The 13,894-nt window shown below is 68.1% G+C and carries 15 protein-coding genes; 7 read left to right on the top strand and 8 right to left on the bottom strand.

All coding sequences use genetic code 11. The features are described from left to right. Positions 1-35: 35 nt before the first annotated feature. Entirely contained in the window at positions 36-842 is an 807-nt protein-coding gene (locus tag AB0I42_RS35165; protein WP_357544092.1) for a hypothetical protein, read from the bottom strand. A 730-nt stretch (positions 843-1,572) separates the two neighbouring features. Between AB0I42_RS35165 and AB0I42_RS35160 the strand changes: the two genes are divergently transcribed. Beyond that, a complete protein-coding gene (locus AB0I42_RS35160; RefSeq protein WP_357544091.1) occupies positions 1,573-2,127 on the top strand; it encodes an RDD family protein in 555 nt (184 codons plus the stop codon). Between the two features lie 71 nt (positions 2,128-2,198). On the opposite strand, the gene AB0I42_RS35155 is transcribed toward AB0I42_RS35160, so the two are convergent. From AB0I42_RS35155 to AB0I42_RS35145, 3 genes are all read right to left on the bottom strand, one after another. Beyond that, entirely contained in the window at positions 2,199-3,248 is a 1,050-nt protein-coding gene (locus AB0I42_RS35155) for a DUF6244 family protein (RefSeq protein WP_357544090.1), read from the bottom strand. Positions 3,249-3,698: 450 nt separating this feature from the next. Next, entirely contained in the window at positions 3,699-4,361 is a 663-nt protein-coding gene (locus AB0I42_RS35150; protein WP_357544089.1) for a DoxX family protein, read from the bottom strand. Between the two features lie 44 nt (positions 4,362-4,405). Then, positions 4,406-5,593, bottom strand: coding sequence for an FAD-dependent oxidoreductase (locus AB0I42_RS35145; RefSeq protein WP_357544088.1), 1,188 nt, complete (start codon positions 5,591-5,593; stop codon positions 4,406-4,408). Positions 5,594-5,827: 234 nt separating this feature from the next. Between AB0I42_RS35145 and sigJ the strand changes: the two genes are divergently transcribed. Further along, complete coding sequence (sigJ, locus tag AB0I42_RS35140) at positions 5,828-6,796, top strand: RNA polymerase sigma factor SigJ (RefSeq protein ID WP_357544087.1); 969 nt, start codon at positions 5,828-5,830, stop codon at positions 6,794-6,796. 123 nt (positions 6,797-6,919) lie between these two features. Here the strand turns inward: sigJ and AB0I42_RS35135 are convergent, their stop codons facing one another. Continuing rightward, positions 6,920-7,288, bottom strand: coding sequence for a DoxX family protein (locus AB0I42_RS35135; RefSeq protein ID WP_357544086.1), 369 nt, complete (start codon positions 7,286-7,288; stop codon positions 6,920-6,922). Between the two features lie 119 nt (positions 7,289-7,407). Between AB0I42_RS35135 and AB0I42_RS35130 the strand changes: the two genes are divergently transcribed. The 4 genes from AB0I42_RS35130 (at position 7,408) to AB0I42_RS35115 (ending at position 11,231) form a co-directional block, all read left to right on the top strand. Continuing rightward, positions 7,408-8,262 carry a sigma-70 family RNA polymerase sigma factor gene (locus tag AB0I42_RS35130; protein ID WP_357544085.1) on the top strand — a complete coding sequence of 285 codons (855 nt, stop codon included), beginning with the start codon at positions 7,408-7,410 and terminating at the stop codon, positions 8,260-8,262. Positions 8,263-8,406: 144 nt separating this feature from the next. Then, a complete protein-coding gene (locus tag AB0I42_RS35125; protein WP_357544084.1) occupies positions 8,407-8,946 on the top strand; it encodes a TetR family transcriptional regulator in 540 nt (179 codons plus the stop codon). 114 nt (positions 8,947-9,060) lie between these two features. After that, positions 9,061-10,722 carry an FAD-dependent monooxygenase gene (locus AB0I42_RS35120; RefSeq protein WP_357544083.1) on the top strand — a complete coding sequence of 554 codons (1,662 nt, stop codon included), beginning with the start codon at positions 9,061-9,063 and terminating at the stop codon, positions 10,720-10,722. 155 nt (positions 10,723-10,877) lie between these two features. Further along, complete coding sequence (locus tag AB0I42_RS35115) at positions 10,878-11,231, top strand: DoxX family protein (RefSeq protein ID WP_357544082.1); 354 nt, start codon at positions 10,878-10,880, stop codon at positions 11,229-11,231. A gap of 34 nt (positions 11,232-11,265) precedes the next feature. Here AB0I42_RS35115 and AB0I42_RS35110 read toward each other — a convergent pair whose 3' ends face one another. The 3 genes from AB0I42_RS35110 to AB0I42_RS35100 form a co-directional block, all read right to left on the bottom strand. Further along, entirely contained in the window at positions 11,266-11,475 is a 210-nt protein-coding gene (locus tag AB0I42_RS35110) for a hypothetical protein (protein ID WP_357544081.1), read from the bottom strand. Positions 11,476-11,706: 231 nt separating this feature from the next. Continuing rightward, entirely contained in the window at positions 11,707-11,910 is a 204-nt protein-coding gene (locus AB0I42_RS35105) for a cold-shock protein (protein ID WP_212818951.1), read from the bottom strand. Positions 11,911-12,374: 464 nt separating this feature from the next. After that, positions 12,375-13,325, bottom strand: a complete 951-nt coding sequence (locus tag AB0I42_RS35100) for a TIGR04222 domain-containing membrane protein (RefSeq protein ID WP_357544080.1) — start codon at positions 13,323-13,325, stop codon at positions 12,375-12,377. Between the two features lie 325 nt (positions 13,326-13,650). Here AB0I42_RS35100 and AB0I42_RS35095 point away from each other — a divergent pair, with 325 nt between their 5' ends. Beyond that, positions 13,651-13,869 carry a hypothetical protein gene (locus tag AB0I42_RS35095; protein ID WP_357544079.1) on the top strand — a complete coding sequence of 73 codons (219 nt, stop codon included), beginning with the start codon at positions 13,651-13,653 and terminating at the stop codon, positions 13,867-13,869. Positions 13,870-13,894: the final 25 nt, after the last annotated feature.

The following is a 13,894-nucleotide window of genomic DNA, read 5'->3' as shown; positions in this document are numbered from 1 at the left end:
TGTGGTAACTCGATCAAACCCCCGACGGGGTCTTTCTATGTGGAGCTACGCCAACTCGGGCGAGTTACGGACATAACTTCCGGCAACCTGCTTAGGTTCGGCGCCGCCGTCCTGGCGAGTTCGCCGGCACGGTCCAGATCCCCGCTGTCCGCCACGACGATGCTTACCGCCGATCCGGTCGTAGGATCGCGTCGCAGAGTCGCGCCGACGACTGGATATTGAGCGACCACCGCCTCGTACGCGGCGATTGCCTCGGCAGGGAAGCCGTCGTGGAAGTCGGTCTCAACGCGGAGCGAGGGCCGCACACCGTGCTCCGTGCTGACCTTTAGGGAGGTCACTTGCGAGAGTGGCCGGTGCTGGTCACCATCGGTCATCATGTCCTTGAACACCGCCATTGCACCAGTGGGATCGACCGCGGTGACCTCAATGTCCCAGCGGTCGATTTCTTTCCTGGGCGCATCCTTGATGTCGCCGTTCACCACTCGGTCGTCGTCCGTCAGCGACTGCCACAGCGCCAGTATTTCGCCGGTGCGGGTCTTGTCCGCGACAACGGTGAAGGTGATGCCATCCGCCGTGATCCGGCCGGTGGTCTTGTCGTTACTGGCAACATACTCCCCCAGCTCATTCGCCAGTTCGGCTACGCGGTCGGCCGAAGTGCCGTCCTTGAGGATCACCACACCGGTCGCCGTTCCGAGGAAGGGCAGCGTGTTGTAATCGGTGGTGCGGATATCCACGACGTCTGGCGTGCCGGCCCAGTCTTCTTCGAAATCCGAGGCCAGTGCCGTGCCTTTGGCGCAGCCGGTCAACAGGGGCAGGCCCAGCACGAGCGCGATGACCGGCATCGGCCACCGCAGGGCGTCTCGTCCCAATGATGTCTCCTTGAAGAGCGGGTGAGCCGGCCAGGGCCGCTCGGGACCGGCCCTGGCCAGCAGGAGTCGCGATCAGCCGAAGCTCGCGGCGCTGTTTGTCGACGGTGACAACGTTAGCCTCCTTGATCAAGGTGAAGCCGCACCGGGGCTGATCGCCAGGTTCTCCAGCGGTGCACGGGTGTTTCCTCCTTGCCGCCCTGTTGCCCGCCTGCGACCCCCGGGGGCGCCGCCCCATCCGCGCGTCACCCGATTGCACGTCGTCCCCACGCCTTCCCTGCGGGCGGACGATCCGGAACCTGGCCCTCGTGCCCGTTCGACGCGCCCGAAGAGGGCAGCTTGGGCACTCTCGTAGGGCAGATGTCCCCGTGACTGCTCATGTCACTCTGGACCACTTCATGTGGAGGCTCTGCATCCTTTTCGTTACACCCACACCAGATTCGGGCGTGCCCACACCTGGCTGTCAGGATCCTTGCCCAGTGTGTCCAGGTCGTTGGTCGGAAAGGTCCCAGTCCTCTGGGCGGGTGCCGGTCGCAGCGAGGAACCCGGTTGATGTCCGCGGTGCCCCTGATCCTCCTGGGCTTGACGCTCGCCCCGGCCCGGCGTGAATTGTGCGTCCGCCGGCCAGGGCCTGACGGTGGGCCCTTTCCCGGTCACGCTCCGGAGCTGGCGCACAATATGGCGACGACACGATGAGGAGAGTGCTGTGACAGTCCGCGGAACAGGCCGGCCGCCGACCCGACTGGAATTCGCCAGGGAGCACGCGGAACGCGTGCTCGGACGGCGAACCGCCAAACGGCTCGCGGCGTTCGACAACGGCACCCTGTACGTCGAGGCCAGTGGGGGCGCGCGGTTCCTGGCGTGGCTCGTCGACTTCGTGGTGTTCGTGCTGGGTTTCGGGGTGGGTTTCGTCGTCTTGTCCTTGGTGGCCGTCGCGGCTGGCCTCCCCGACGGGACCGTTGCCCTGCTGGCGATCTCGTTGTTGTTCGTGGTGCCGTTGCTGTACGGCCTGTGCTACGGCAACGGGCGTGCGCTCGGCGCGGTCCTCACCGGTACGCAGCTCGTGCGGGTCAAGGACGGTGGTCGAGTCGGTGGCAAGGCGTGCTGGGCTATGTTGGTCAGAACGCTGCTCATGCCGTTACTGCTCATCGCGGTGATCGTGGGCGCGCTCAGCGGTGGGGGGTCACCGCCCGGTTCGCTGGCGAGAACCAGTATCGACCCCGCCGCCATGCGGCAGCTCCACGCCGCAGGCATCCGGTGACCCGCCGCTACGCCCCTGAGCCCGTGCGGCCAAAGCCCGAGGTCGGCGAAGGCCTGGAAGTGGTCGGCCGCTCACTCACGTTCACCGGTACCAGTCAAATGCCAATCTTCTTCGGTTGGGAGGCCCGGACGTGGGAGGTGCCGCCAGGACCTCGCATCTCCGAACGGGCCGGCGCCGCACGGCGCCGGCCCGTTCGGAGAGTCAGGGCTTGAGCAGCGCCTTTGATCGCGCGGCGCTCGTCCATCGCCCGGTACCCGTCGGAAGCGTCGTCGAGCGAGAGCTAGAGGTCGAACACCTTGCCGGGGTCGATATCCGTCAGGACCGTACACCGTCAGTTGGGTGCCGGCCGGTAGTAGCCGGGGGAGCAGGCGGTCACAGCCCTGCATGCCGGGACATGGCCTCTTGTTGACCGCCAGCACCGCCTCCCGCAATCCGAGCCGGTCCATCGTTTCGGCGGCGTGCGCCTCGACGTGGGTTTCGGCAGCCCAGGCTCTCGCGAGCCCGACCCGGGCGGCGAGTGCGGCAGCACCGTGAGCGACCGGTGTGTCCGGAGGCTCTGCGGTCGACTCCGGCGGTGCTGTGGGCGACCGCGACCATTCACCCGAGCTGCCGGTCGATCTTGCCTCGGCCGTCGCCGCCTCGACCTGGTGCCTGGTGGCCGCAACGCGCTGCCCGACCGCAGCCAGAACCGTGTGGATGGCGTCGAGCCTGGCCAGCAGGGTCCCGGGATCACCGCCCCGCAGAACTGTGGCCGTGACCTGCTTGGCCTGGTCGACCTGTCCGATACGCCGGCAGATCCCATCGGTGATGCTGTTCAGGTTTCCCGATACCGCGCCGAGCGTCGCGGTGATCTCTTGTGGGGCCGGCTGCTGCGGCGTGGCAGCCAGTGTCGTGGCGGCCTCCCGAGCCACGGCGGCCATGCCGCTGAGGGCGGTCCGGATCTGGCCGATCACCGTGCGGACGAGGGTCAGATTTCGCGCGATTCCCACGAAGCCCGACGCCGCTGCCTGTATCCCGGTCTGCTGGATAGCGTGGTCGACTACAACGGTTTCCTGCGCCGCGCGGTCGTTACCGGCGGTCAGCGTCTGTAGGCCCGCCTGGATGGTGTCGACCAGGGACACGTCCACCTCCCGCTCGACTTTTATCATCGGCGATGTTCGTCGATGGCGCGACGAGGCCGGACGCTTCGTTGTGGATAATCGCTAAATTGATCTTCAACCTGTTCGACGTGGGCGGGGAATGGCGGATCTGGTTTTCTTTGTAGCCGGTGTCTTGGTGCTCGCGGTGGACGTCGTAGCGCGGGGCGGGATGGTTGTTGCGGCGGCCGGGTGGCGGCCCGGGTCCTGGCTTTAGGGTTTGAGTGCACCGGCGGGGGTTGGTGGCTTTCGCGAGTAGGTGCCGAAATCCTCGGCGGACGCGGGCGGGTGACAGGCGCTGCGGCGGTGCGGGTTTCCCCAGGGACGTCGCCGAGTGGCTCGGGGTTGCCGATGTCGCGGCAGGAGCGAACTTCGTGCCAGAGCCATCTTTCACTGGCCGCCGACAGCTCGATTCGCTGCCCGTCTGGTGGCCATCTACGGGTTGATCCAGCCGAGTTCGACGGCCCGTTCGTACATGACGGGTTCGATCACGGGCAGTGTGAGGAAGGAGAAGACGTACAGAGCGACGAGCAGCCCGAGCGATACGGCCCACGCGCGCAGGCTGGTCTCGACCGCGTGAGGACGGCTCTCGCTCGAGCGTGCCCCGACGAATCCGGCGTCGGTGGGTCGGTGGCGGCGCAGCTGCGTGTGCGGAAGCCGGCGGTCGGCGGGTCGCAGCGCCCACGACGCGATGGCGCAGACGCCGAACATCAGCGGCACCCCCCACAGGTCGGGGCTGTCGCCGACGACCAGGTGCGAGACGACGGCACCGGACCACAGGAAGAAGGAACCGGCGTACGCCCATTCCTTGAGCATTGCGAACCTCGGCACGATGATCACGACAGCTGCCGCGGCCTGCCACGCGCCGAGGATGTAGGCGAGGAAGTGTGGGTATCCCAGGTGGCGCAGTTGGGCGACGATCCACTCGATCGGCAGCAGGTTCCAGACCGATCCCGACGCCAGCTCGAGCACGATGACGATCGTGGTGGCCCAGTAGAGGGTGGTGCGGATCCGGTCTCGATCCCATCCGCTTCGCGCGGCCGTGTCAGACCCTCGGTCGGCGGCCCCCTGGAGCGCGTCGGCCGATGGACCTTGCACGCCCTGGTCCGCGGGGTGACATCGCAGGGCTCGCTCGTCGCTGGTCACGAGGATGCGACCGCCCGTGCAGGCGAGACCGGCTGTTCGGGCCGCGTTCCGCCCTTGGGCCACGGCATGGAGCCCGGTCTGCGGGCCTCAAGGCGGATCTTGAACAGCCCGAGCTTGCAGGTCAGCTCCTTGTAGGCCGCGACGGCGCGACCACCGAGGTACATGTTTAGGGCGCTGTCGTCCTTACGAGCGAACTGTCTCACGCCGTTATGCCGGCCAAGGCTGACGCAGGAGCCGGTGAAGGCGAAGTCGATCACCGCCGGTTCGGTGCCCGCTATCCGGCTCAGCACGGTGTCGGCGGCCTGCGCCCCCAGCGGCGCCGCGGCCTGGGAACTCATGCGCATCGGCTGCCCGGATGGCGCGGCGGCGTCTCCGGTCGCGACGATGCGAGCATTGTCGATGCTTGCCAATGTCTCGTCGGTGCGTAGCCGGCCCAGTTCGTCGGTGCGCAGCCCGCTCGTGGCCGCCAGTTCCGGCACGCCGAAACCGGCAGCCCAGATGGTCAACGCGCTCGGGCGTACGTCGGCGTCGGCGAGAACGACGTCATGCTGGCGGACGTCGGTCACCGCGGCCGACTCGAGCACGGCGACACCGTGGCGGGACAGCCACCGGAAGACCGATCGGCGGGTCGACGCGCTCAGCGACGGCGCCAGGATCCCGCCGCAGACCAGGGTGATCCTCCGCCGTTGCTCGGCCAGTTCGGCGGCCGTCTCGATGCCGGTCAGTCCGGCGCCTACGACGGTGACCGGAGCGTCGGGGGGCAGCTCGTCCAGCCTGGCGCGCACCCGCTGCGCGGACTCCCACTCGGCGATGGAGACGGCGAACTCGGCAACGCCGGGCACCGACGGCGGTATCGCTGCGGTGCTGCCCACCGCGTAGATGACGTAGTCGTAGTCCAGGTCGCGCCCCGAGGCGAGCCGGACCGTGCGGGCCGCGGTGTCGATGCGCGTGGCGCTGTCGACGACGAGATCGATGCCCTCGCCCAGCAGCGATCCGTAGTCGGCGGTCGCACCCCCGGTGCCGGCCACGAACTGGTGGAGCCGCATTCGCTCGATGAACCTCGGGCGGGGGTTGACCAGAGTGATGCCGACGTCGTCGCGCTTGCGTAAACGGTTGGCCGCGAGCGTGCCCGCGTAACCGCCGCCGATGACGACGACCTTGTGGATCGTGGACCGTACAGGCATTGGAATCCTTCCTTGATCTCGACAGCTGTCCGCGCTCTCCGCCTGCTGCGATTGGGGGCAGCGCGGTTCTCGACAGCGGGCCTCCAGCCGGCCCGCAACTGCTGTGCTTGATGGACGGTGTCTCACTCTTCCGACAGCGCATCACCGGGAAATGTGAGGCGAGGTGGCTCACAGTTCGCTGCGCTGTCTTGTCGGACCACTGAGAGCAGAACGCGACTGAGGGAGTGCGAGACCATGACCGACATGTTTGAGCAGGGCTGCGACCCTCTCGATCCGAGCCTGGGCGCAGTCATGGGCGAGCGACGTCAGCTGATCAATCTGGCGTATCGGCTCCTCGGCTCCTTGGCCGAGGCCGAAGACGTGGTCCAGGAGACCTACGCGCGCTGGTACGCGATGTCCCGACAGCAGCAGGACGCCATCGAGGTTCCCGGCGCCTGGCTGAACAGGGTGGCGAGCCGGTTGTGTCTGAACGTACTCTCCTCGGCGCGCGTGCGGCGGGAGCTCTATGTGGGCGAGTGGCTACCTGAGCCGCTTCCGGAGCCCTCCGAGTGGATCGGTGGGCGTGCGGACGGCTTCACCATCGATCCGGCCGACCGGGTCACGCTCGACGAGTCGGTCAACATGGCCTTCCTCGTCGTCCTCGACGCGATGACGCCGGCCGAACGCGTCGCCTTCATCCTCCACGACGTCTTCTGTTACCCCTTCGCCGAGGTGGCCGAGATCGTCGGCCGCACCCCGGCGGCCTGCCGCCAGCTCGCCTCCTCGGCCCGCCGTCGCATCCACGCAGGACGCACCCCGGCGACGCCGCCGGTCCGGCAGACGCGGATCGTCAACGATTTCAAGCGGGCATGGGAAGCGGGGGACGTCAGCGCCCTCATCGGTCTCTTGGACCCCGGCGCCACAGCGATCGCCGACGGTGGCGGCCGGGCCAGCGCCGTGCTGCGCCCGATCGAGGGCGCCGAGCGGATCGTGCGCTTCATGGTTGAGCTCGCGCGGCGCCTCCGCAACCTGACGATCCTGGAACGCACCGTCAACGGCCAACCTGGCCTGGTCCTGCAGCAGGCCGGGGTCACGGTCACGGTGGCGGCGCTCCGTATCGAGGGCGAGCGGATCAAGCACATATGGGCGATACGCAACCCCGATAAACTCCGGCCGTGGACGGCTCGCCGGCCGGGTGGTCGAGGTCGCGCAGGATCGGCGTGAACTGCGCCCTGTCGGGCACGTGCAGGGGGCGTGCAGCCGTCTCATCCCCTCCAACGGCACGGATCGGCGACCCCGGCACCCGGATCCTCAGCCCCCGCACCGCATGGGCCGATCGGCGATTGATCAGGTGGCCGTCCACGCGAAATGCCCCACGGCGGCGACGGCGAGGATGAGGAAGACCGCGGGAAACGCGATGTTGTGGAACACCCGCGCACGGACGTGAGCCAGGATCGCGCCGACGAAGAACAGGACGAGGCCGACGGCTGCGGCCAATCCGAAGGGACGTACGCCGAGAAGGCCGAGCACCAAACCGATGACACCGACCCCCTCGACCACCGCGAGGTAGGGGATCCACCGCGCGGACAGCCCGACCTCGGCGCAATTGCGCATCACGAAGTCCGCCCCGATCGCCTTGGCGGTCACCTCGATGGCGTTGGCGAGGGCGCAAAGGATGGTCGCGGCGGCCAGGACGCCCCCCAGTACGGCGATCATGACGCGTGCCGGCGCGATCGAGTAATCGGTAAGCTCATAGGTGCCTCCACGTGCGCGGGTTCATCAGGTTGTGGTCTCTCGCCCTTCTGACGCCCGGCACGCATGAAAGGTGACCAGACGTGGAACTCGTCGAACACTTCGAGGCTTCGAGGGCCCGACTGATGTCGTTGGCCTATCGCATCGTCGGCTCGCACCACGATGCCGAAGACGCGGTGCAGGCCGCCTGGCTGCGCGCGTGGTCGGCCGACCCGGCGCAACTGGTCAACATCGAGGGCTGGCTCACCACGGTGACGGCACGCCTGTGCCTCGACCAACTTCGCGCCCGCCATCGCCGGCGCGAGTTCCCGTTCACGGCCGACGAGATCCCCGGCGAGCAACTCGCGGCCGACGAGGCGTTCGTCCGTCGTGAGGACGTCTCTCGTGCGCTGCTGGTCGTGCTCGACGAACTGTCTCCCCCGCAGAGGGTGGCGTACGTGCTGCATGACCTCTTCGCCGTCCCGTTCGACGAGGTCGCGCCCGTGCTCGACACGACGGTGGTTGCGGCGAAGAAGCTTGCGAGTCGGGCGCGGATCCGGCTCAGGGACGCTCGTGCGGTCGATCTGCCGGGGTCCGCCCACCAGATGGAGATCATCGACGCGTTCCTCGCCGCGGCGCGTGGCGGCGACATCGCGCGGCTCGTCACGCTCCTGGCGCCTGACGTCGTCCGCACGGCCGACCTCGGATTCCTCGCGGACGGCGCCGCGCCTGTCGTCCGGGGCGCCTGGGCGGTCGCGAAGGAGACCAGGGTGTTCGTGGACCGCATCGCCGCCGCCGTCCCGGTCCTCGTCGAGGGTCACCCGGGAGCGGTGATCGCCCCTGGTGGGCACCCGTTCGCATTGATCCGAATCCGCGTCCACGACGGTCTCGTCACGAGCATCGACATCGCGCCCTACGAGCGCGGCACCGTGTCCCTGCCTGCTGCCTTGGGTGCGTGATTCTCAGTCCGCTCAACGACTTGAAGAAGCGGGCGATCCGATCTACGAGCAGGTCTTCCCGGATCCCTCCTCTTCGTTCCGCCCCACATGCGCCGGTCGAAGCTGTCGCCGAAGACATGCCATACCGTATGGTATGTTCGCGTTATGGGAACGCGTGATCTATGGCTCGGCGAGGGTGTCGTGGTACTCGCCGACGAGGGACCGGCTGGTGTGCGGATCGACCGTCTGGCTGCCCGCCTTGGCCTGACAAAGGGGTCGTTCCATCACCACTTCACGGGGGTCGCCGACTACCACGCGGCGTTGCTGACTCACATCGAGCACGGACAGGTCGCCCTGCTCGATGGGCTGTCGGACGAGCTCGCGGCCGTCGATCCGGTCGACGCCCTGCGGACCCTTCCCTCGCGGCTCGACGAGCTGTTCGACGCCGAGCTGGATCGGGCCCTGCGGGCGTGGGCGATCGGGAACGACGGTGCGCGCGGCGTGGTCGAGCGCGTCGACAACGCGCGCCTCACTTTCCTCGAGACCCTCTGGAACCGCGCTGTGCCCGACCCGACCCGGGCGCGCGCCGCCGCCCTGCTGCCGCATCTTCTCCTGATCGGAGCCAACGCCATCCGCCCACCGCTCGACGCTGCCGGTCGACGTGCGGTGTTCGACCTACTGCCAGACCTGATCCCCCATGTCTGAGGTCCCGTTCCGGCGCCCCCGCCTGCGGACAGGCGCCGTGATTGCCGTCGCTGTCGCGCTCGCGCCGGGCATCGTGACTGCTACCGGGGATCATCGCCTAGAAAGAGGAGGCAGATGCCCGCTGTCGATGTGTTGATCGTCGGGGCTGGCCCGACCGGGCTCACCCTCGCGGTCGATCTGGCCCGCCGTGGAGTTCGCGCGATGCTGCTCGAGGCCGCGCCCGCACTGCCCCGTCAGTCCCGAGGCAAGGGCCTGCAGCCTCGAAGCCTGGAGGTGCTCGACGATCTCGGTGTCATAGACGCGGTTCTGGGACACGGCCAGTCACGCCAGGACATCACCCTGTACCGCGATGGCCGGCGCCTTGCGCGGATACCCGCCGGTCTCGCCGAGCCGCGCGCGGATCTGCCGTACCCGAACATCGTGATGATTCCTCAGTGGCGCACCACCACGCTGCTCGCAGGGCGACTGCACGAACTCGGCTCCGCGATCCGGTTCAACACCCGCCTCGAGTCGTTCACCGCTGGTAACGACGCGGTGCGCGCCGTGGTCAGCACACCGGACGGCGGCCGGGAGGAATTGACCGTCCGCTACCTCGTCGGCTGCGACGGCGCGCACAGCACCGTGCGCCGCACACTCGAACTCGAGTTCGCCGGTTCCTCCGACGAGACGCAGCGCTACCTGCTCGGTGATGTCACCGTCCCCGGTTGGCACCCCGAAGTCGACGGAGCCGTTCGCTCACACGCATGGCTCGGTACGGACGGGTCGTTCCTCGGTCTGGCTGGCCTGCCCGGGACCGGGCAGTGGCAAATCGGCGCGAGCATAACCGTCGATGACGACCTCGAGCCCACCCTGGAGGCCCTCCAGCGGCTATGGGACGAGCGCACCGGCCACCCAGAGGTCCGCCTGTCCGACGCGACCTGGTTGTCGAACTTCCGGGTCAACGTCCGCATGGTCGAGGACTACCGGAGCGGCCGAGTCCTGCTCGCTGGCGACGCCGCGCACGTGCACCCGCCCACCGGAGGGCAGGGAATGAACACCGGCATCCAGGACGCCTACAACCTGGGCTGGAAGCTTGCAGCCTGCCTCAACGGCCACGATGACACCCTGCTCGACACCTACCCGGCCGAACGCCTCCCCGTCGCCCGTCGTGCGTTGGCGCAAAGCACCAACATCCTCGACGTGGTCACCAACCGCAACCCACTCGTCCGGTTCGCCGTGCAACGACTGCTCCTGCCGCTACTCAGCCGACCCTCGATCAACCGCGGGCTCACGGCTCGTGTGTCCCAGATCGACATCGGCTACCGCGACGGTCCCCTGGCAGACGACGAGCTGTCCGGCGGCCGCGTCCGACCCGGCGATCGGGCACCCGATGCCCACCTCGTCGATGCCGCAACCGAGCAGCCGCTGCGGCTGTTCGACCTGCTCCGCGGGCCACGATGGACGCTGCTCCTCGTCGGCGAGGCCTCCGCCAGCCACCTCGACTGTGATGCTCTTCCCGACGAGGTGCACACCTGCTTGATCACGCCCGCGCGATCGACGTCGTTCTCCGGCCGGGTGGTCATCGACCGCGACGGGACGTTTCGCCGGGCCTACCGGGCAAAGCCCGGTACCGCGTTGCTTATTCGCCCGGACGGCTACCTCCACTGGCGCGCGCACACCCCCTGCGCCGATGCGGTGACCAAGCACGTCCTCGGCGCGGGCGCGCACCCCCCACCCGCTGCTGCTACCCGACGACAGCCGGGCACGTGCGAAGGCCAAGACACGGAGGAGGGCTGAGCTTGTCCGCTGAGGCAGGGTGGCTGACTGGCTCGGCAGCAGGAGTCGGGAACGGGTCGCAGACGATGGCGGGTCACCGTTGTCCGACATGGTGAGGCTCCACCCACGTGCAGTGTGGTTGATTGTGGCCCATTTACCTGAGGAGTTCCTGCGGGATGGTGCAACCCTGGTGGCCGCTGGCCTTGTTGGCAGTGATCCAGCTCTGCGATGCGGTGTTATGCGCAAAGCCGGTCGCCTTCATTCGGCAGTGTTTGATCGACGTCCGGTTCCCCGAACGCTTCTGGAAGTTTCTCCCTCCGCTCAAGGCTGGCGCAGCGGCTGGGCTTATCGTCGGGATCTGGGTTCCGCCGTTGGCGGTGCTCGTGTGCGCGGCGCTGGTCTGCTACTTCCTGGTGGCGATCTCGGCGCATGTCCGCGCCCGCGATTTCGGCCGCAACCTGTTCCTGAACGCGACGGCGATGTTGGTCATCTGCTCGGCGGCGCTGGCCTTCACCGTCCAGGCTGCATGATCGGCCACGCGACGATGGCGCGGGGGGGAGGGCGTCAACGGGCTGGGTCATCGGCGAAGACGGTCATCCAGTGCGGATGCGGCCGGTAGTAGACGACGTCGTTGTCCCGGTCGAAGAAGTCATCGCCGTAGAAGTCCTCGAGGTGCGCCAACAGTTCCGGCCAGTCCGCGGCCGGCTCGCTGTCCCGAGGGTTGAGGGTCTCCACCTTGCCATGCGGGAACACGCTCAGGTCCTCACCGGGCATGTGTGCGACGCTGACGGCGGACCGCGCCGCGAGGTGTCGAGCCTTGTTGCGCCGCGCGCCGTGAGCTCGCCCAGTTCGACACCGACGGATACCGGCTGCTGCGCCTGGTCACCGACGGCGGTGCCCGGTAGCTGCTCCGCGGCTCGGCGGGGTCGGCACTCAGGCCACCGTCCGCGGAATGCCGAACGGCGGCCCGCTGAACCAGTCGGGCCGCCGTTCGCAGAATGGGGATCAGAGCGGGCGGATGTTCTCCGCCTGCGGGCCTTTCTGACCCTGGGTGATGTCGAACTCCACCCGCTGGTTCTCATCGAGACTGCGGAAGCCGCTCGACGAGATCGCGGAGAAGTGGGCGAAGACGTCGGCGCCGCCGCCGTCTTGGGCGATGAAGCCGAAGCCCTTGTCACTGTTGAACCACTTCACGGTACCGGTGGCCATGTCTGCTCCTTCGCAGGCTGTTGGAGACCGCGGTGTGCGGACTCTCACGCCGCCGCGTTGATCACCCGCGCCGAACCGACACGACAAACGAAAAAGCGCCTGGAGGGGTTTCAGATATCCCCATCAGGCGCCGGAAACGTCTACGGAAATCAAAACTGCAACAAGGAGACCGTAGCACAGACGGGCAGCAATCCCGGTCTCCCTGTGTGCGTCCCCGTCCTGGCGGCGCAGCGGTCCGCGGCATTCGCAGGTTTTTCGGGTGCGACAGACGGTCGTTCTCGTGGTGGAGAAGGACCGTGCGGCGTGGGTCAGGCGACGCCGGTCTGCTGGCGGCACTGGTGGTTCTGGTTGTGCTGGAGGGCTTCTTCGAGCACCAGGCCCGCCAGGTCGAACGCGCCGGGCGGCGGTTCGAGTGGCGGTTGGCGGCGCTCGGGGCGGCGTCGAGGCCCGACACCACCACCCGCTCAGCCGCCACAGCCGCCGCCGGACGATGTCGAGCTGCTGCCGCAGGAGGCACCTGCGGTCGAGCCGCCGGCCCATGATCCGCTGCTGCACCCGGTATGAGTCGAGCTGGAACCCGGGCCAGGGAGCAGGCTGCCCGACTGGGCGATGGCCAGGCTACGTGCGATGCCGGCTTCCCCGGCGAATTCGGGATCCGCCGCCCAGAGTGCGTACGGACCGAACAGTGCGACGCCCATGGCGGCACCCGCCGCTCCGTAGACCGCCCACGAGGGGTTGTTCGCCGGTTTCAGGTGGGCGTACCCGCCGTGCAGCACGGCAAGGGTCTGTCTGCCGGACCGGGTGGGGCGTGGTCGACGCCAGCGCCGGTGTAGGAGGACCATGGCCACGGACAGCGAGATGAGGACCCCGGCCAGGTAGAGCACCGGCTTGCCGTCGGCGATCCCCCAGGACAGCCGGGCCAGGCCGAGGGCCAGCACCCCGGCAAGTGCCAGCAGCCATCCGCGCATGACCCGTATGACGTCGGCGGTGGGTAGTAGTCCGAACTGTTCCAGGGTGCCGCGTAGTCTCGTCAGTTCCGCCGCCACCGCTCCGTCGGCCGCCAGTTCCCGGGTGCTCAGTCGTTGGCCCGCTGCCCGGTGCACCGCCAGATCGAGTGGGCTCGATCCAGCTGGTGGTGGTCCGTTCGTCAGCAGGTGCCGGTCAGGCGCCGGGCCGACCTTGACGGCGTCGGCACTGCGCAGCGCGGCCAGTGCTGAGTAGATCGCCAACCGGGCTTGGCCGTTCAGGTACGCGACCTGCTGCGGGGTGAGGTCGTTCGCGGATACGCGTCCTCGGCCGGCGAGCAGGTGATGCCGGTGTAGTACCGCGAGCATGAGCAGCACGACGGCCAGGGCGCAATAGATCAACAAGAACTCGGGGCCGCTCAACCCCCAGGCTTTCGTGTCGACGTTCATGGCTACCTCCCCGTTTGCGAAGGGTGAGCCCTATCCAGGGTGCGGCCCGTCATTCAGGTTCAAGCCGGTCGATCCCATTTCTTGCACAGAAATTGCGGCAGGCCGCCGGCTCCCCTGCCCCGGATCAGCAACCCACCTGGCCGCTGGGTGGGATCAGTTGTGCGCCGGGTGCTTCCAGGTCACGGGTGGGGCCGCGCTGGGACGAGGCGGCCGAGCCGATAGGGAACGCGTAGTCGACGCATAAGCGAGTCGATCACACTGGCCGTCCACAGGGCGTGGCGCGGAAACCCTGCGTAACGGCGCGCCCCAACAAGAAAGGACAGGTATGGCCGACAACATGACCGCGGATCCCACTGCGGGCGACCAGGCCGAGTATTTCCTCGACCTCGACGACCTCGACCTCGCCGGAGTTGACGTCGACACCTGGGACAAGACCGCGGGCGGTACCACCCTGGCGTGCGTCGTACGGACGATCACGGTGGCCACCCGGGCTGTCTGCGGTTCGATCGACTGCGGCCCGCCGCCGCCCGGTGGCAGCTACTAAGTTGCGTCAGGTTGGTTAAAGACCA

The organism is Polymorphospora sp. NPDC050346 (assembly GCF_040655695.1).
Taxonomy (GTDB): Bacteria; Actinomycetota; Actinomycetes; order Mycobacteriales; family Micromonosporaceae; genus Polymorphospora; species Polymorphospora lycopeni.
This window is presented reverse-complemented; position numbering and strand designations above follow the sequence as displayed.